Source organism: Polaromonas sp. LjRoot131 (genome assembly GCF_964252805.1).
Lineage (GTDB): Bacteria > Pseudomonadota > Gammaproteobacteria > Burkholderiales > Burkholderiaceae_C > Polaromonas.
The window spans coordinates 22,969-40,261 of record NZ_CAXUPF020000002.1 but is presented as its reverse complement, the minus strand read 5'-3'; the positions used below and the strand labels follow the sequence as shown (position 1 = coordinate 40,261).

The following is a 17,293-nucleotide window of genomic DNA, read 5'->3' as shown; positions in this document are numbered from 1 at the left end:
CGGCGGGCGCCATGGTCTCAATGCGGCGTCATCCGTTTTTCAGCGCCAAGGCGGGCTTCAGGGATACAGCTTCGCCCCCGCCGCGAACTCCGCCATGAACACCTCCGCCACCCAGTCGGCGAAGGCGCGCACCTTGGCCGTCAGGTGGCGGTTGCGCGGGTAGAGCACCATCATGGGCAGGTCTTCAGGCTGCCAGTCGGGCAGCACGCGCACCAGCTCGCCGCTGGCCAGCAGCGCGCAGGTGCGGCGCGTGAGTGGCGGCTGCGACAGGCCCAGGCCGGCCAGCACCGCGCCCATGTGGCTGTCGGCGTCGTTGCAGCTGACCCAGTGCGGGCGATGGATTTGCCGCGCGTCGCCGCCTTTGGAAAATTCAAATGGAAACACCTTGCCGGTTTTCGCCGAATGGAAGTTCACGAAGCGGTGCTGTTCGAGGTCCTCCAGCGTCTGCGGCGTGCCGTACTTCGCGAGGTAAGAGGGCGCGGCGCAGGTCACCACGCGCAGCCGGCCCAGCGGCCGCGCCACCAGGGTCTCGTCGTGCACCAGGCCGCCGCGTATCACGCAGTCCACGCCCTCGGCCACCAGGTCCACCGGCCTGTCGGTGCTGCCGAGCTCCAGCACCATGTCGGGGTAGCGCCTGAAAAATTCCGGCAGCGCCGGCGAGATCACATGCCGCCCCACGGCGGCCGGCACGTCCACGCGCAGCCGCCCGGCCGGCGTGGCCACCGCGCGGCGCAGCGTGCCCTCGAGCTCGCCCATGTCCTGCACCATGGCCAGCGCGCGCTGGTGATACAGCGCGCCGTCGTCCGTCAGGCTGAGCCGGCGCGTCGTGCGGTTCAGCAGGCGCACGCCCAGGTGGGCTTCAAGCTCCTGCACCGTGGTGGTCACACGCGCCTTGGGCATGTGCAGGGCCGTGGCCGCCGCGGTAAAGCTGCCCAGCTCCACCACGCGGTTAAACACTTCCATCGCTTTGTAGCGGTCAACGCTCATGCTTGCTGCCTTCTTGCCTTTTGTTCTTGAAATGGGTAACAGTTATTTTGATTTCAGGCAGTTTATTCTTTTATTCGATGCCAATACAGTCCTTCTACCCGCTCACTCAAGCACTGACTCCGAATTCACCGAAAGGCTCCCAATGACCCGCAACATCCTCTCCTCCACCCGCCTGGGCTTCAGCGGCCCGCAATCCGTCTCGGCCATCGGCCTGGGCGCCATGGGCATGTCCGGCATGTATGGCGCCAGCGACGAGGCGCAAAGCATCGCGACGATTCACGCCGCGCTCGATGCCGGCGTCAACCTGATCGACACCGGCGACTTCTACGGCATGGGCCACAACGAGATGTTGATAGGCCGCGCCCTGAAAGGCCGGCGCGACGAAGCGCTGGTCTCGGTCAAGTTCGGCGCGCTGCGCGACCCGAGCGCCGGCTGGATCGGCATGGACGGCCGGCCCGCCGCCGTCAAAAACTTTCTGGCCTACAGCCTGCAGCGCCTGGGCACCGACCACATCGACATCTACCGCATCGCGCGGCTGGACCCGAATGTGCCGATTGAAGACACCATAGGCGCCATCGCCGACATGGTCAAAGCCGGGTTTGTGCGCCACATCGGCCTCAGCGAAGTCGGTGTCGAGACCATCCAGAAAGCCCATGCCGTACACCCGATCACCGACCTGCAGATCGAATACTCGCTGCTCAGCCGCGGGCCAGAGGCCGACATCTTTCCCGTGCTCAAGCGCCTGGGCATAGGCGTCACGGCCTATGGTGTGCTTTCGCGCGGCCTGCTGTCGGGCTCCAAGCCCACGGGCCCCGGCGACTTCCGCGCCCACCTGCCGCGCTTCACCGGCGACAACGCTGTCAAGAACCAGCAACTGGTGGAGGTGCTGCAGCAACTCGCCGCCGGCCTGGGCGCCAGCGCCTCGCAGGTGGCCATCGCCTGGGTGCTCGCGCGCGGCAAGGCCCTGGGCCTGGACATGGTCGCGCTGGCCGGCTCGCGCACGCTCAAACAGCTCGATGAATCCCTGGGCGCGCTCAAGCTCACGCTCAGCGTGGAGGACCTCCAGCGGATTGAGGCTGCACTGCCGGTCGATGCTGTCGCCGGCACGCGCTATGGGGCTGAGCAGATGGCGCACCTGGACAGCGAGAAATAAGAGCGGCTCCAGGTGCGGTCAGGCCGGCGCGTTGCCCGTGCCATTCCAGCCTTCCACATTGACGGCGTAGCGCGTTGCCTTGCCAACGCCGGTCACCATGAGCAAGCCGTGCTGCAGCAACTCCGTGAGGTCGCGGCTTGCCGTCGCTTTGGAGGTACCCGTGATCTTGCTGTATTTGTCGGTCGTCATGCCGCCCAGGAAGCCGCCGTCGCCGGCCTCCAGCAGGCGAGCCAGCACCTTGCTCTGCCGTTCATTCAGGGAGAAACCGGAGGCGCGCAGGCGGAACGCCGTTTTTTGCAGCGCCTGTGTCACCACCGCTTGGGATCTGAGGCAGCAGGCCGTGAAGGCGTGCACAAACCATTGGACCCAGGGCGTGGCGTCCAGGCTGCCCCGTTGTGCCTGGTTCAACGCGTCGTAGTAGGCCTCTCTTGATTCGAACATCTGCCGCGAGAGCCCGAACAGGCGCGCCGATGAGCCGATGTCCTGGGCGATCGCCATGTCGACGATCGCCCGGCCGACCCGGCCGTTACCGTCTTCAAACGGGTGTATCGACTCGAACCACAGGTGCGCGATGGCGGCACGGGCGATGCCATTGATGGAAGGGGCGGCTGGCTGGGCCGCCGTGCGCTGCGCGGGGCGTGTGTCTTCAAACCAGGCCAGGAACAGCTGCATCTGCGCCGCGACGTCGCTGGATGCCGGCGCGATGTAGTGCACCTTTTCCCGGCCCAGCGGGCCGCTGGCGATTTGCATTTCGTCCGCATGGTCGCGGTACCGTCCCACGGCGACTCGGCGCAGGCCCGATGTGCCGCCGGGGAACAGGGCCGACTGCCAGCGGCACAAGCGGTCTTCATCCAGCACGGCCTGATAGCCGTCCGTCGCGTCCTGCATCAGCTCGAGCAGCCCTTCCACATGGCGGTCCTGCGTGGGCAGGTCCGCCAGTCCCAGCCGGCGGCACACGGAAGACCGCACCGCGTCCAGGTTCAGTTTTTCACCTTCAATGGCCGCTGTGGCCATGGCCTCCTGAACCCACAACTCGCCGGTGATCGCCTGCGCCTCCGCCAAGCCTATGGCCTGCATCTGTCCCAGCAGCCGGCCTTGCTCCAGGCGCGCCTGGTTCAGCTCATGCTCAAGCGCGCTGGCGTCAAACACCAGCGCCGGCCAGCCCGGCTGTTGCCATATATAGGCGGGCTTGGAAAACGAGGTTTGGGATGGCATGACGCGCATTTTAGCAAATACGGCTCAAAAAATGAGGTGTATTTCCTCAAATACGCCTCATCCCGGCCTTTCCCCCACGCAAACTGGCAGCCCGGCCACCCATTCAAGCCGCCCCCAGCCCCGCAAAGCGCCTGCGGTAATCCTTGGGGCTCACGCCCAGGCGCCGTGCGAAAGCGCGCCGGAAGCCGTCCACATTGGCATAACCCAGCGAATCGGCCAGCTTCTTGATCGGCACTTCCGAGGCCTCCACCTGCCGCCGCGCTTCGTCGATGCGCGCCGCCTCCACAAAGGCCGCGGGCGTCACGCCGGTGGCCGCGCGGAACACGCGCGCGAAGTTGCGCTCGCTCATCGCGGCGCGTTCGCACAGCGCCGGCACCGAGAGGTCCGCGCCCAGGTGGGCCAGCACATAGTCCTGGATCTCGCGCACCACCGACTTGTCCGCCGTCTGCGCCGCCAGGTGCGCGCTGAACTGCGACTGCCCGCCGGGCCGCTTCAGGAACATCACCATCTTGCGTGCCACCTTCAGCGCGATGTCGCGCCCGTGGTCTTCCTCCACCAGGTGCAGCGCCAGGTCCATGCCCGCCGTCACGCCGGCCGAGGTGTAGGTGTTGCCGTCCCTCACGTAAATCGCATCGGCCTCCACCCGCAGCGCGGGAAAGCAGGCGGCCAGCCGCTCGGTCGAGTTCCAGTGCGTGGCTACACGCTTGCCATCCAGCAAGCCCGCTTCCGCCAGCAAAAAAGCGCCCGTGCAGACCGAGCCCAGGCGCCGCACCGAACGTGCCTGCCGTTGCAGCCAGGCGCTGGTCTCCGCCTTGCCGGCCAGTTCTTCGGGCAGCGGGCTGCCGGCCACCAGCAGGGTGTCGATGCGGCCGCGGTGGTCGTGGATGGTGCTGTCCACCACCATGCGCATGCCGTTGCTGCCCTTGAGCTCGCCGGCCTGCGTGCCTATCAGCTGCAGCCGGTAGGCGCGCGGATTGCCCAGCTGCTGCGCGGCCTCCGCGAAAACGTCGGCCGGCCCGATCACGTCCAGCAGCTGGACGCGCGGGACGGCGAGTATGCAAACCTGGCAGGTGGCGGACATGGGGGCCTCTTTGGCGGGATCGGCTGCTTTTGCGGCCTTGTGAAAAACCAGCATAGCCGAAAATAGCGTACACGACAAATCCAGCCAACTCCGGCAGACCCCAAGGCCTTGATGAACACGACCACCGCCTCCACCGCAAGCTCCCCGGCTTTTCCCGCGGGCGCCTATTCCATACGCCAGCTGCCCATCAACCTCTACGGCGCCGTCATGGGCCTGGCCGGCATGGCGCTGGCCTGGCGGCTCGCCGTGCCGGCCTTCGGCGCGCCCGCCGCCGTCGGCGAGGCCATGGGCTTTTTCGCGCTGGCCGTCTTCATCGCGCACTCGGCCGGCTACCTCACCAAGCTCGCGCTGCATACCGATGCTGTGCGCAAGGAGTTCACCGACCCCGTCTCCGGCAACTTCTTCGGCCAGTTCGCGATTTCCCTGCTGCTGCTGTCCTCGGTGCTCATGCCCTACGGCCAGGCCTTCGCGCAAGGCCTGTGGACGGCCGGCCTTGTGGTGACCTTTGCCCTCGGCCTGCTGACCGGCAGCCGCCTGCTGCAGGGAAAGCTGGCCGCCGCCCACATGCTGCCGGTGTGGATCATCCCCGGCGTCGGCGTGCTCGACATCGGCGTCACCGGCGGCCACATGCCCATGGCCTGGGCCGGTGAAATCAACCTGCTGGCCATGGCCGTCGGCGCCATGGTCGCGCTGGTGCTGTGGACGCTCATCATCCACCGCCTGGCCCACGGCGAGCCGCTGCCCCTGGGCATGCGGCCTTCGCTGATGATTTTGATGGCGCCCTTTGCCGTCGGCTTCCTGGCCTGGGTCAACGTCTTCGGCCAGGTCGACCGCTTCGCCGGTGCGCTGTTCTACTTCGCGCTGTTTGTCTTCGTGGTGGTCTCGCCCAAGGTCTTCCGCCGCGACGTACCCTTCTCACCCGGCTGGTGGGCCGTCAGCTTCCCCATGGCCGCGCTGGCCAGCGCAGCCATCGTCTATTCAGAGGCACACGGCGGCGCGGTGCTGCACGGGTTGGCCGGCGTGCTGCTGGCGGTGCTGACCTTGGCCCTGGCCGTGCTCACGGTGCGCACCTTGCACTGGGTGTTCAGCGGCAAGCTGTTCGCCACTTAAGCAGAGCCTAGATCACGTTCTTCTCAACCAGGCGCTCGCCCCGCAGCAGCCGCTGCGCCGACAGCGGCGACAAGTCCAGGCTGGTGTAGCGGCCTTCGCAAATCCACTCCGCGAGGCCGCGCCCCACGGCCGGCGACTGCTGCAGGCCGTGGCCGCTGAAGCCATTGGCCAGCAATAAATTCGGCAAGGCCGGGTGCGGGCCCAGCAGCGCGTTCTGGTCGTGCGTGTTGTATTCGTAATAGCCGGCCCAGGCGCGCTGCAGGCGCAGTGCCTCAAACTCCGGCACACGGTGCGCGAGGGTCAGCCAGGCCTGGTCGAAGAGCTCATGGTCCACCTCGAGCGGTGCATCGTTGTCGTCATGGCCCTCAGCGGGCGGCAAGCCGCAGATCCAGATCTCGCCCTCGGGCCGGAACCACAGGCCGCTGGTGTCTATCACCAGCGGGCAATCGGGCGTCTTCGCGGGGCTGGCAAACGCATAGACACAGCGCCTGCGCCCATACACCGGCAAGTCCAGGCCCGTGCCCACCAGCAGCGGCCGCGCCCAGGCGCCCGCCGCATTCACCGCCCAGTCGCAGGGCAGCTGCGCGCCGCCTTGCAAAATCACCGCGTTCACGCGGCCCGCGCTGTGCGCAAAGCCCGTGGCCTCCGCCTTCACATACTGCACGCCCAGGCTGCGCGCTTTCTGCTTGAAGGCCATCAGCAAACCATAGCCGTCAAACCAGCCTTCACCGCTGAGGCCCAAAGAGCCCAGCGCGAGGTCGTCCACGTTCAGCCAGGGAAAGCGCTGCCGCAAGGCATCGGGTTCCAGCAGCGCTACCTCCACACCAAGCGCACGCTGCGTCGCATGGTTCTCGCGCAGGGTCGCCGCACCGGCTTGCGTCGCCAGGTACAGATAACCGCGCTCCGCCAGTCCGATCTCAGGCAGGTCGCCGTCCACGGCCAGGTGCTGCTTGATGTTGCGAAGGAATTCAATGCCGAACTGCGAGGCCGCGATGTTCACCGGCTGCGAGAACTGCTGGCGTATCGAACTCGCCGACAGCGCCGACGATGCCTGCGCATAGGTCGGGTCGCGTTCGAGCACTGTGATCTCGCCCGAAAAACGCGGATGGCGCGCGAGGAAGTAGGCGATCGCGCTGCCCATCACGCCGCCGCCCGCGATGACGATTTTTTGTGAATGTGTTGAGTGATGCATGCCGTTCGGTTTTCCCTGACGTCCTCGATGCGCCACATCCTACAGGCAGCGTGCATTTGTCGCCGCACAGCGACAAAAGAGGTAAAGCGCGAGCCCTCAAGTGCAACGGTGTGTGTGACGGGTCAACAGCGTGCACCGCCATGCCGTTGAACACGGGCTAGTGATATCAACGATTCAACCTTCCATCTCCAAAGGACTCTCTCTCATGAACAAACTGCTCGCCACCCTGATCGCCACCCTGTTCGTCGGCATCGCTTCCGCACAAACCCCCGCACCCGTTGCACCGGCTACTTCGGCCCCCACGAAAGCTGAAGTCAAGGCAGAAGCCAAGGCTGACAAGGCTGTCGCCGGCGCCGTGAAGAGCGAAGCCAAGGTTGATGCCAAGGCCGACGCCAAGGTCGCCAAGGCTGAAGCCGCAGCTGCTGCAAAAGCCGCCAAGGCCGATGCCAAGGCCGCCAAGGCAAAAGCCAAGGCCGACGCTAAAGCCGCAAAGGCAGCCAAGGCAGACGCCGGCGACCAGGCCAAGGCCGAAGCCAAAGCTGAAAAGACCAGCGCCAAGGCCGACGCCAAAGCCGCTTCCACCAAGGTTGACGCCAACGCCAAGGTCGACTCCCTGAAAGTCAAGACCGACGCCGACAAAGCCAACGCCAAGCTCGACACCAACGCCACCAAGGCCGAAGTCAAGGCCGACGTGAAAGCCGCCGGTAGCAAGTAATTGCGCAACACGGGCCGCCGGTCATTGATCGGCGAGCCCCACAAAAAACGGGGGGCAGGTGTTGAAACCTGCCCCCCGTTTTGCGTCAGCTCTCAGTTCAGTTCTCAGCCCTTCTCCAGCTGCTGCTTCGCATGGCCCGCGCCCGGCCCCGTGGGCGCCAGCTCCAGGTAGGCGCTAAAGGCCTTCTTCGCTTTCTCGGCGTCACCGGCCTTCGCATGGGCATCGCCCAGGTTCAGGTAGGCGACCGCGCGCGACGGGTCCATCTTCACGGTGTTCTCAAACCAGCGTGCCGCTTCCTTGAACTTGTCCTGCTTGAAGTAGACAAAACCCAGGTTGTTCGCGGCCAGCGCGAAGTCGGGGCGCAGCTTCAGCGCTTCGGTGAACTGCGCTTCGGCCTCGGCATAACGCTTTTCCTTGTAGAGCTGCAGGCCGCGGTCGTTGGCGCGCTGCGCCAGCTGCCGCGCCGAACTCGGCACGGCCAGAGGCGTGACGATCTTCTGCTCGCCGCCCTGCAGGTCCTTCACCACCACCGTGGCCGATGCCGGCAAGGTGGCCGGGCTGTCGCCCGCGGCGGTGGGGGCGGCGGCCACTGCCGGCGGCCGTGTCGCGTCCAGCTTGCTGTTCAGCGCGATCGCGTCCAGCGGCAGCTGGCTGGTCTGCGCGCTCAAAAACTCCGCCTCGGCCGGCAGCGCGAACACAAAGTCGCCGCCTTCAGAGCCCGGCAGGCTGCCGAAGGCCGGCGTCTGGCGCGACACCGAGGCCACCGCCGGCGCCACGTAGGCGGCCAGCTCGGTCGCGGTGATCAGGCCGTCGCCGTTGAGGTCGGCCTTGCCCGTCAGCGCCTGCAGCAGCGTCCAGGTGAACACCGAATGCCCGTTGGGGCCGCCGTCGGCCACCAGCTGGTCGGCGCCGCCCGCCGTCAGCATCTGCCGGCCCATGCGCTTGGCGTTGTCGCGCAGGAAGTTGCCCGAGCCCGCGCCGCGCGTCAGCCCCAGCCCGCTGTAGCAGGCGTCCATCACAAACAGCACGTGTTTGGCCGTCAGGCTCTCGGCGATGTTCTGCAGCTCCGTCATCGGCACCGCGTCGGTCGCCAGCTTGTTCGGGTCCGAATCGGCCGGGACGATGTAGCCCAGGTCGCGGCCCGAACTGAGCTGGCGCGTCGCGCCGTGGCCCGCGAAGAAGACGAACAGCCGGTCGTTCTTTTTCATGCCGCTGCGCGCCAGCTTGTCGTGAAACGCGCCGAGGATGCCGGCCCGCGTCGCTTCGCGGTTCTCCAGCGACAGCACGTGCTCCGCGCTGAAGCCGAAGCGCTGCACCAGCGCCTCGCGGATCGCCCGAGCGTCGCGCACCGCGTACTGCAGCTTGGGCCAGTTCGCGTAGTCGTCGATGCCGATCACGATGGCCCATGAATCGCTGTAGCCCGGGTTGGCCGCCACGGGCGCGGGTGTGGCCGCGTTGTTGTTGCCGCCCTTGGCCACGCTAAAGCCGTTGCCGTCCCAGCCCGCGAACTGGTAGCCCTCGGCCGACAGCCGGTCCAGGATCGCCGGCAAGGCTTTCACCGTGCGCTCGTGGATGTCATGGAACAGGATGATGCCGCGGCCTTCCTTGTCCACCGTGCGCAGCACGCGCTCCACGATGGAGCTCGGCACCGGGTCGGCCCAGTCCAGCGAATCGATGTTCCACATCACCGAGCGCAGCTGTGCGCCCGACAGCAGGTCCAGGCCCTCGTCATTGCGCGCGCCGTAGGGAAAGCGGAACAGCGGCGAACGCCGCGCGTCCACCGCTTTGAGCAGCTCGTCAGTGCCCATCACCTCCGACTTCAAACCGTCGCCCTTGAGTTTCGAAAGCTGCGCATGCGTCATGCTGTGGTTGGCCAGCGTGTGGCCGGCCTCCAGCAGCTTGCGGCTCACGTCGGCGCGCGGGCCCAGCTTGGTCTTGCCGTCCGCCGCCACCGTGCCCAGGTTGCTGCCCACCTGGAAGAAGATGCCCGGCGCGCCGTACTGCTTGAGGATGGCCGCGATCTCCGCCGTGTACACGCCGTGCGGGCCGTCGTCGAAGGTCAGCACGATGGTCTTGGGCGGCAGGCTGTAGCCGAAGACCTCGCCCTCTTCCTCGCCCTTGGCCTTGCGCGTCGGCGCCTTGGGCGCCGGGTAGGGCATCACCACGCCGAAGTCCTTCAGGATCTGCGCGCGCGTGTACAGCTTCTTGAGGCTAGCCACATAGTCTTCCCAGCGCTCACGTTTCAGTTCAATCGCGCGCGGCTCAAAGCGGCCGAAGACCAGGCGGATTTCTTTTTCGTAGTTGCGCTCGATTTCCTGCAGCGCGTCCAGGTCCTCGCCGATGCGCTTGTGCAGCTTGATGGCCGGCAGCGAAGAGTCCGCCGCCACCGCGGCCTGCAGGCTGCGCAGCAGTTCGCGAAACGCCAGCCGGTCCGCATCAAAGAGGTTCTTGTCGCTCTCGATGTAATCGAGCAGGCCCGCCACCGCATCAAAACGCTGCGCGTTGCCCGAAGCCGCCAGCGCCGCCATCTGCGTTTCCAGCGCGGCCACGCGCGCACGGTTTTCATGGAACAGGCCCTGGCCCACCTGGTTGGCCATGGCGCGCTCGTTCACGCCCAGGGCTTTTTCGTCGGCGAACAGCACGATGATCTTGCGGTAGCTGGCCAGCACCTCCTGCATGCCCGCCAGCAGCTTGCTCGTGTCCAGCGGTTCGGCTGTCACCGTGGCCACCGCGGCAACCACCGCCTTGTCCTGCTTGCCGCGCCAGGCCCGGCTGTCCAGGCCGATCACGACGGCCGTGCCCACGGCCAGCAGCAGCACGGTCCCCGCGGCCGCCAGGGCCAGTTTTGTTTTTGGTGTCATGGTGTTGTCGTTGTCATGGCAAGCCCGGCCGCGCCGGGTGTTGGTTCAATCGCCCTGCGGCGCGCTCCCTCAGCGATCGATCATAACTTTGCGCCCGCGCTCGGGCGTGTGTCAGCGCGGCGGCAGCGGCGCGGCGCGCAAGGCCACCGAGTGTGGTGGTGCGGGGGCAGGTGCCGGGAGTAGGCGGGATGCCCGGTGTGGGGCTGATCGTGGTGGGTGTGGGATTGCATCGGGCTTCGTAGTGTTTTGCAGGTTGTTATGCCTGCGCACCCACCCCCTATGATCGGGCCAGCTTATGTCATCAAAAGATAATTTGCAAAATCAGGTGCCGTCTTGTCCGGCAGCTTCCCAAGCTCGTCCGCACTCTGCGGGGCTATGAAGGAAAAGGGGTACTCATGAACAAGGAACTTGACCCACTCGGCGAACTGCTCATGTTGAAGCTGAGAGACGTATCCCTTGAACTATGCGAAGGCTTGCTTGAAGGGCGTTTCGAGTCACCCGGCCACCGAGCCATGCAGCGCGATCTGGAGAATCTGCCGCCAGAAGCAAAGCAGTTCCTGCTCCGGTTCGTCGCTTACTGCGTCGACGGTGGATTGAACGATTTTCTGGCCTCTGTTGACCGGGAATCCAGGCGCATGGGAGCCGTACAGCTTTCTGTCGGCGGGGTGTTGGCGACGGATCGAACCGACGGGTTGCACAAGGAACTCCATGGTGACGACGGCTGGAAAAAGCGGTTCAGCAAGTACAAATGATTTGCCTCCTGTGAGAGCCCTTGTCAGCGCATTCCCACCTTTCAGGGCTACACCGGCTGTCACTGAGCCACCCCGCCCGCCACGAGCATGGAAGTTTTCAAACAGGAGATTCCCATGCACATCATTCTTGGTGGAACCGGGCACGTCGGCTCGGCACTTGTTAAACGCCTGGTCGACGCGGGCGAACCCGTCACCCTTGTCACACACGACCCCGATAAGTCCGGCAGGGCCGGCAAGGCCAAACACGAAGTACCCCAACGGGCCAAGGTGGCGCTGGCTGACGTCCACGATGTACCGGCCTTGCGCAAGGTCTTCCAGCAGGGCACGCGCCTGTTCCTGCTCAACCCGCCCGCTGCGCCCGCCACCGACACCGACGCCGAAGAGCGCGCCACGGCCAAGTCCATCATCGAAGCGCTGCAAGGCACGCGCCTTGAGAAGATCGTGGCCGAGTCGACCTACGGCGCGCAACCCGTCGAGCGCGCGGGCGACCTGGGCATTCTTTACGACATGGAAAAAGCCCTCGAGGCCCAGGCCATTCCTTTCAGCGTGATACGTGCGGCTTATTACATGAGCAACTGGGATGCGTCGCTGAAGACAGCCCGCGATGAAGGCGTGATCGATTCCATGTACCCGGCCGACTTCAAACTGCCCATGGTCGCACCGCAAGACCTGGGTGAGTTCGCCGCACGGCTGATGACGGAGCCGGCCGAAAAAACCGGCATCTTTTATGCCGAGGGCCCCGAGCAATACAGCCCCGGCGACGTGGCTGCGGCTTTTTCGGAGGCGCTGGGTAAACCGGTCTCGGTGCGTGTCACGCCCCGCGAGCAATGGGTGGCGACTTTCCAGGCCCTGGGCTTCTCGCCCGCCGCGGCAAAGTCTTATGCCGAGATGACACGCCTCACGCGGGACCGGCCCTACACCGCCGATGCCCCGGTGCGCGGCCGCACGACGCTGCGCGCTTATATGCAGGCGCTGGTGGACCGGCAAGGCGCTTAGCTTCGGGGCCTTGCGTCATGGCGCAGCGGCCCAAGGGCTGGCATCATCCACCCATGCCCGCTTCGCCCCCGCACCAATGCCGCGTCCTGGCCACGCCCTGGGACGGCGTGTACGGCACGCACATTGAGAGCGCCCGCCACTACCGCCGCCATTCGCATGCCGTCTTCGGCATCGGCCTGATGGAACGGGGCGCGCAAAAATCCGCCAGCGGCCGCGGCCAGGTCGAGGCCTATGCCGGCGACGTGATCATGTGCAACCCCGGCGAGGTGCACGACGGCCAGCCGCTGGGCAGCCCCTCGCGCCGCTGGCGCATGTTGTACCTGGAGCCAGCCGCCATGGCCGCCGTGATGGGCGAGCCCGGCTCCGCAGCCGGGCTTGAGCTTACCCAGCCCGTCGCGCAGGACCCGCGCCTTCGCCTGGCCTTGCATGAGCTGCTGGATCGGCTTCAACACCGGAGCGGCGGGCGCGGCCCGGTTGTCGCCGCTCACACGCTCGCCTGCGACGAGGCACTCGCGCAGGTCTTCGCCCTGCTGCCGGGCCGCCACGCCCTCGCCCCGAAGGCCACGCATTCCGCGGCGCCATCCGCCACCGCGCGGATACAGCAGGTGCGCGATCACCTGGCTGCCGACCTGCTCGCGCCGCCCACGCTGGGCGAGCTGGCGCTCGCAGCCGGCCTCAGCAAATTCCAGCTGTTGCGGCATTTTGAAAAATCCTTCGGCCTCACGCCCCATGCCTGGCTGTTGCAGCAGCGCGCCGAGCGTGCGCGCGGCCTGATACGCGGCGGCGCCGGCCTGGCGCAGGCGTCCGCCGCCTGCGGTTTCGCCGACCAGAGCCACATGACGCGGCTGTTCACACGCCAGTTCGGTTTCACGCCCGGCGCCTGGCAGCAGGCGGCGGCGCGCAACACCGCCAAGGGCGCGCTGCAATAACGTTCAAGACGCGGGCCGGCCGCAAGGGCAGACTGCGGTGTTTTACCCAGACCCCCGGAGCGCCGCCCATGTTCTTTCGCCATTCAGAAGCCTTGTGGGCCGAGCACCCCGAACTCGTGCCCGGCGTGCTATATGCCGACGGCATCAGTGCCCCTGCCGACGTCAATCCGCAAGTCGCCCGCTTCAACGCGATTGCCGCATCGCGGCTGGCCCAGGGCCCTGAAGGCGAGTTCCCCGAGGTGCAGGCCTGGCGCCGCACGTTTTCAAAAATGGGCCTCAAGCCCACGCAATACCGCTGCGCATCCGAGTCGCTGCTGCGCCGCTTCCGCAAGGAAAACGCCCTGCCGCCGCTGCATCCGCTGGTGGATTTGTGCAATGCCGTTTCACTCGCCTTCGCGATCCCGATTGCCGTGTTCGACGTCGACAAAGTGGCGCAACAGCTCGAGGTGCGCCACGCCACCGGCGCTGAAAATTACCGGAGTTTCAGTGGAGAGATCGAACATCCCGAACCGGGCGAGGTGATATTCGCCGATGCCGCCGAACCGCCCAAGGCCCATGCACGCCGCTGGACCCACCGGCAAAGCGGCCTGTCTGCCGTCAGCGCCGGCACGCGCACTGTGCTTATCGTGGCCGAAGCGCTGCACGCCTCGGCCGCTGAAGACGTGGGCCGGCTGGTCGGCACTCTTGCTGAGGCACTGGCGGCCGCCTGGCCCACGCAGCCCAGGACCCAGCTGCTGAGCCGAGCCTCGCCACGCTTCGAGTTTTAAAGCGCGCCGCTTCTTTCCTACTCCCTCTCCCACTGGGAGAGGGTTGGGGGTGAGGGCTAGCGGCCTTCAAAACACGTGCAGCGAAATATCAAGAGCCGTCGGCCCTCATCCCTGCCTTCTCCCAAACGGGAGAAGGAGCAAAACCAAGAAACAAGATTGCAGCGCGCAGCTTCTTCTTACTCCCTCTCCCTCTGGGAGAGGGCGGGGGTGAGGGCTAGCGGCCTTCAACACTGCGCGGCGACGCTTCGAGCGCCGCGGGCCCCCATCCCAACCTTCCCCCAGCGGGGGAAGGAGAAACACCCTGAGCAAGACCCTTCAAGGCTGCTGCTTGTTCACAAACCCAATCACCAGGCCCCTGGCCGTCACGGCGATGCTGCCCGGCTGCACGCCCATGCTGTCGGGCAGCGCCAGGTCTTGCTGGGTGAGGGTGTGCAGCACCGCGCCCTGCAGCGCCTGCTCCGCCAGTTGCGGCCCGTAGCTGGCCAGCAGCATCGAGGCCTCGGGCGGCAGGCCCTCAAATTGCAGTGCGTTCACGCGCAGCTCGTGCGCGCGTATCGTCATGTCGCTGGCCTCATAACGCAGCGCGAAGTCCAGGTCGAAGCTGCCGGGGTAGGCGCGCCGCAGCGCCTGGCCGCCGGCTTCCACCGCCATCACGGCGCCCAGCCGGTTCTGTTCGGGCATCATGCGCAGCCGCGGCGCCTGCACCGTGAGGTCCATGATGCCCTGGGCGCGTTTGCGCAGCGGAAAGCGTTTGGCAACTGCCTCCTGCAACTGGGCGGTGGTGACGGTGTAGCTGGGTTGGGCCTGCGCGCCGAACAGTGCCAGCCAGGCCGCGCCGCCCAGGGCCAGGCGGCTGGAAGCGGCCAATAGCCGCCGCCGTTGCATCAAGGGGTGTGGGTTCATCATCATGGCTTTGATGGTGCATCGGGGGATTGGTTTCCCGCGTCAGCCAATGCCGCCATCCAATGGAAGTGCGCGTAAAGTTCACGCGCCCGGACGTAACAAAACCGTTGCTTAGCGCCCCACCACCGACCAGCCGGCCTTCTGGTTGGTCTTGTCGTTCTCGTATTCCCAGGCCGTGCCGCAGCGGTCGCATTTGTAGCGCGTGATGGTGACCAGGCCGTGGCGGCGCGTTTCATGGCGCGGGTCGCCCTGCACCAGCTCGGGGTGGCCCGGCGCCTTGCGCCAGTTGCGCTGTATGCCCGCGCAGGAGTCGCAAAGCTCCATCTTCTTGAGTTCCTGTTCGCGCTGGGGGTCTTGGGTCATGAGGTGCTTTGTTAAATCTTGTGGAATCGGGTGCAGTCCCCGATTGTCGCCTGTGCTTTTCCCCGCCGCCAGGGCGGCGACCACGTTGGCGCAGGGGCGATCATTTGACCGGCTCCCGCGGCGGGCCTATTCTGGAATCGCCCAGTCTTTTCATTCGGGAGATGCACCATGTACAAGCGAATTTTGCTGGCGTACGACGGCTCCGAATCCGGCCAGAAGGCCCTGCTGGACTGCCGCGAGATCGCGCAGTGGAGCGGGGCCGCCTTGACGCTGATCGCCGTCACGCCGCTGCAGCGGCAGGTGGTCGCCGCCGAAGGCGTGATCTACGAACAAGGCATCGCCGACCAGGAAAGGGAACGCTACAGGGGCATCCTCAACGACGGCTTGCGCCGGCTCATCGAAACCGGCCACGAGGCCAGCGGCGAAGTGCTGTACGGCGAAACCGTCGATGAAATCGCCCGCTATGCCAAACAGACGGACGCCGACCTGATCGTGGTCGGCCACAAGCACCTCGAAGGCTGGGCCGCCCGCTGGTGGCGCGGCTCGGTCTCCAAATCGCTGATCGCGCAGGCGCCCTGCAGTGTGCTGGTGGTGATCACCCGCTGAGAGCCCGGGCCTTGCAAGGTAGAGGACCATCAAGTCTTTCCCTGTATTTATCTGCGCTAATCTGCGTCATCTGCGGATAAATTCAGTATCCGCAGATGACGCAGATGAACGCAGATTGAAAACCCGGTAGGGCAAAGCAATAAGGTCAGATGGGTTTTCTGAGGATCCCCCTTGACTTCGAGCGCACTCGAAGTTTTAAAGTCCTCACATGTCTGACGCACCCACCCTTTCTTTAAGCATCGCCGAAGCCGCGGAAGCCTCCGGCCTGAGCGCCTACACCCTGCGCTATTACGAGCAGATAGGCCTGATCGCCCCCATAGGCCGGCGCAGCGGCGCGCGCCGCTACAGCGAGGCCGACATGCGCTGGCTGGATTTTTTGGTGCGCCTGCGCGCCACCGGCATGTCCATGCGCGACATGCAGCGCTACGCCCAGTTGCTGCGCCAGGGCAATGCCGCCGCCAGCGTGGCCGAGCGGCAAACCCTGCTGGAGGCGCATGCCGAGCGCCTGGAAACCGAGATACGCGCCCAGCGCGAAACCCTGGCCTACATCCGCAAAAAAATCCGCGGCTATGAAGAGATGCGCACCGAACCCAAACGCGCCTGAGCCCTTCCGGAACCGCTTTCACCCCTCCATTTCAAAGGACCAACACACCATGATCAAAACCCGCACCCTGGGCCGCAACGGCCCGCAAGTCTCCGCCATCGGCCTCGGCTGCATGGGCATGAGCGATTTTTATGCGAACCGCGACGACGCCGAATCCATTGCCACCCTCCACCATGCACTCGACCAGGGCCTCAACTTCCTCGACACCGCCGACATCTACGGCCCCCACACCAATGAGCTGCTGATCGCCAAGGCCATCGCCGGCCGCCGCAAGGACGTGTTCATCGCCACCAAGTTCGGCATCACCCGCGACCCCGCCGACGAAAAAGCCCGCGGCGTCAACGGCCGGCCCGACTACGTCAAGGCCAGCTGCGACGCCAGCCTCAAACGCCTGGGCATTGAGCAGATAGACCTTTATTACCAGCACCGCGTCGACAAGACCGTGCCCATCGAAGACACCGTGGGTGCCATGGCCGAGCTGGTGAAAGCCGGCAAGGTACGCTTGCTCGGTTTGTCCGAGGCCTCGGCCGCCACCCTCGCGCGCGCCTGCAAGGTGCATCCCATCGCCGCGCTGCAGAGTGAATATTCGCTGTGGACACGCGACCCGGAATCCACCGGCGCCCTGGCCGCCTGCCGCGAGCACGGCGTGGCCCTGGTCCCCTATTCGCCGCTGGGCCGCGGCTTTCTCACCGGCGCCTTCAGCAAACCCGAAGACCTGCCCGCCGACGACTACCGCCGCAAGTTCTCACCGCGTTTTGCGGAAGAGAACTTCCAGCGCAACCTGGCCCTGGTGGATGCCGTCAAGGACCTGGCCGCGGCCAAGGGCGTCACCGCCTCGCAAGTGGCGCTGGCCTGGGTGCTGGCCCAGGGCGAGGACATCATCCCGATTCCCGGCACCAAGCGCCGCAGCTACCTGGACCAGAACATAGGCGCGCTGGATGTGGTGCTGAGCCCGGCCGAGTTGGCAGAGCTCGACAAGGCCTTCCCGCCCGGCGCCGCCGCCGGCCTGCGCTACCCGGAATCCTTTCTGGGCACGGTGAATGCCTGACGCTGGATCGA

17 protein-coding genes are annotated in these 17,293 nt (G+C 66.0%); 10 read left to right on the top strand and 7 right to left on the bottom strand.

Annotated elements, in window-relative coordinates:
- Nucleotides 1–57: 57 nt before the first annotated feature.
- Entirely contained in the window at nt 58–987 is a 930-nt protein-coding gene (locus ACSQ27_RS10615; protein ID WP_436155472.1) for a LysR family transcriptional regulator, read from the bottom strand.
- A 142-nt stretch (nt 988–1,129) separates the two neighbouring features.
- Between ACSQ27_RS10615 and ACSQ27_RS10610 the strand changes: the two genes are divergently transcribed.
- Nucleotides 1,130–2,140: an aldo/keto reductase gene (locus ACSQ27_RS10610; RefSeq protein WP_436155471.1), complete on the top strand. Its 1,011-nt coding sequence runs from the start codon at nt 1,130–1,132 to the stop codon at nt 2,138–2,140.
- 18 nt (nt 2,141–2,158) lie between these two features.
- On the opposite strand, the gene ACSQ27_RS10605 is transcribed toward ACSQ27_RS10610, so the two are convergent.
- Together ACSQ27_RS10605 and ACSQ27_RS10600 are read right to left on the bottom strand one after the other, a co-directional pair.
- A complete protein-coding gene (locus ACSQ27_RS10605; RefSeq protein ID WP_436155470.1) occupies nt 2,159–3,355 on the bottom strand; it encodes a Fic family protein in 1,197 nt (398 codons plus the stop codon).
- Nucleotides 3,356–3,458: 103 nt separating this feature from the next.
- On the bottom strand, nt 3,459–4,436 hold the full coding sequence (locus ACSQ27_RS10600; RefSeq protein ID WP_436155469.1) for a GlxA family transcriptional regulator: 978 nt from the start codon (nt 4,434–4,436) through the stop codon (nt 3,459–3,461).
- 111 nt (nt 4,437–4,547) lie between these two features.
- On the opposite strand from ACSQ27_RS10600, the gene ACSQ27_RS10595 reads away from it, so the two are divergent.
- Complete coding sequence (locus ACSQ27_RS10595) at nt 4,548–5,546, top strand: SLAC1 anion channel family protein (protein ID WP_436155468.1); 999 nt, start codon at nt 4,548–4,550, stop codon at nt 5,544–5,546.
- Between the two features lie 7 nt (nt 5,547–5,553).
- Here the strand turns inward: ACSQ27_RS10595 and ACSQ27_RS10590 are convergent, their stop codons facing one another.
- Complete coding sequence (locus ACSQ27_RS10590; RefSeq protein WP_436155467.1) at nt 5,554–6,738, bottom strand: NAD(P)/FAD-dependent oxidoreductase; 1,185 nt, start codon at nt 6,736–6,738, stop codon at nt 5,554–5,556.
- A 205-nt stretch (nt 6,739–6,943) separates the two neighbouring features.
- Between ACSQ27_RS10590 and ACSQ27_RS10585 the strand changes: the two genes are divergently transcribed.
- Nucleotides 6,944–7,453 (top strand): hypothetical protein, encoded by a 510-nt coding sequence (locus tag ACSQ27_RS10585; RefSeq protein ID WP_436155466.1) that lies wholly within the window; start codon nt 6,944–6,946, stop codon nt 7,451–7,453.
- A gap of 104 nt (nt 7,454–7,557) precedes the next feature.
- On the opposite strand, the gene ACSQ27_RS10580 is transcribed toward ACSQ27_RS10585, so the two are convergent.
- Nucleotides 7,558–10,314, bottom strand: a complete 2,757-nt coding sequence (locus ACSQ27_RS10580; protein WP_436155465.1) for a polysaccharide deacetylase family protein — start codon at nt 10,312–10,314, stop codon at nt 7,558–7,560.
- A 395-nt stretch (nt 10,315–10,709) separates the two neighbouring features.
- Here ACSQ27_RS10580 and ACSQ27_RS10575 point away from each other — a divergent pair, with 395 nt between their 5' ends.
- The 4 genes from ACSQ27_RS10575 to ACSQ27_RS10560 all read left to right on the top strand — a co-directional run bounded on the left by ACSQ27_RS10575 (nt 10,710) and on the right by ACSQ27_RS10560 (nt 13,758).
- Nucleotides 10,710–11,066, top strand: coding sequence for a hypothetical protein (locus ACSQ27_RS10575; RefSeq protein ID WP_436155464.1), 357 nt, complete (start codon nt 10,710–10,712; stop codon nt 11,064–11,066).
- Nucleotides 11,067–11,180: 114 nt separating this feature from the next.
- Nucleotides 11,181–12,062 carry an NmrA family NAD(P)-binding protein gene (locus tag ACSQ27_RS10570; RefSeq protein ID WP_436155463.1) on the top strand — a complete coding sequence of 294 codons (882 nt, stop codon included), beginning with the start codon at nt 11,181–11,183 and terminating at the stop codon, nt 12,060–12,062.
- 53 nt (nt 12,063–12,115) lie between these two features.
- A complete protein-coding gene (locus tag ACSQ27_RS10565) occupies nt 12,116–12,991 on the top strand; it encodes a helix-turn-helix domain-containing protein (protein WP_436155462.1) in 876 nt (291 codons plus the stop codon).
- Between the two features lie 68 nt (nt 12,992–13,059).
- Nucleotides 13,060–13,758 carry a B3/B4 domain-containing protein gene (locus ACSQ27_RS10560; RefSeq protein WP_436155461.1) on the top strand — a complete coding sequence of 233 codons (699 nt, stop codon included), beginning with the start codon at nt 13,060–13,062 and terminating at the stop codon, nt 13,756–13,758.
- A gap of 315 nt (nt 13,759–14,073) precedes the next feature.
- On the opposite strand, the gene ACSQ27_RS10555 is transcribed toward ACSQ27_RS10560, so the two are convergent.
- Together ACSQ27_RS10555 and ACSQ27_RS10550 are read right to left on the bottom strand one after the other, a co-directional pair.
- Complete coding sequence (locus ACSQ27_RS10555; protein WP_436156222.1) at nt 14,074–14,643, bottom strand: DUF1439 domain-containing protein; 570 nt, start codon at nt 14,641–14,643, stop codon at nt 14,074–14,076.
- Between the two features lie 129 nt (nt 14,644–14,772).
- On the bottom strand, nt 14,773–15,024 hold the full coding sequence (locus ACSQ27_RS10550; RefSeq protein ID WP_436155460.1) for a hypothetical protein: 252 nt from the start codon (nt 15,022–15,024) through the stop codon (nt 14,773–14,775).
- A gap of 168 nt (nt 15,025–15,192) precedes the next feature.
- On the opposite strand from ACSQ27_RS10550, the gene ACSQ27_RS10545 reads away from it, so the two are divergent.
- The 3 genes from ACSQ27_RS10545 (at nt 15,193) to ACSQ27_RS10535 (ending at nt 17,282) form a co-directional block, all read left to right on the top strand.
- Nucleotides 15,193–15,630 (top strand): universal stress protein, encoded by a 438-nt coding sequence (locus tag ACSQ27_RS10545; RefSeq protein WP_436155459.1) that lies wholly within the window; start codon nt 15,193–15,195, stop codon nt 15,628–15,630.
- A gap of 208 nt (nt 15,631–15,838) precedes the next feature.
- Nucleotides 15,839–16,234 carry a MerR family transcriptional regulator gene (locus ACSQ27_RS10540; protein ID WP_436155458.1) on the top strand — a complete coding sequence of 132 codons (396 nt, stop codon included), beginning with the start codon at nt 15,839–15,841 and terminating at the stop codon, nt 16,232–16,234.
- Nucleotides 16,235–16,283: 49 nt separating this feature from the next.
- The gene (locus ACSQ27_RS10535) at nt 16,284–17,282 is read left to right on the top strand and encodes an aldo/keto reductase (protein ID WP_436155457.1); all 999 of its coding nucleotides are present in this window, start codon (nt 16,284–16,286) and stop codon (nt 17,280–17,282) included.
- Nucleotides 17,283–17,293: the final 11 nt, after the last annotated feature.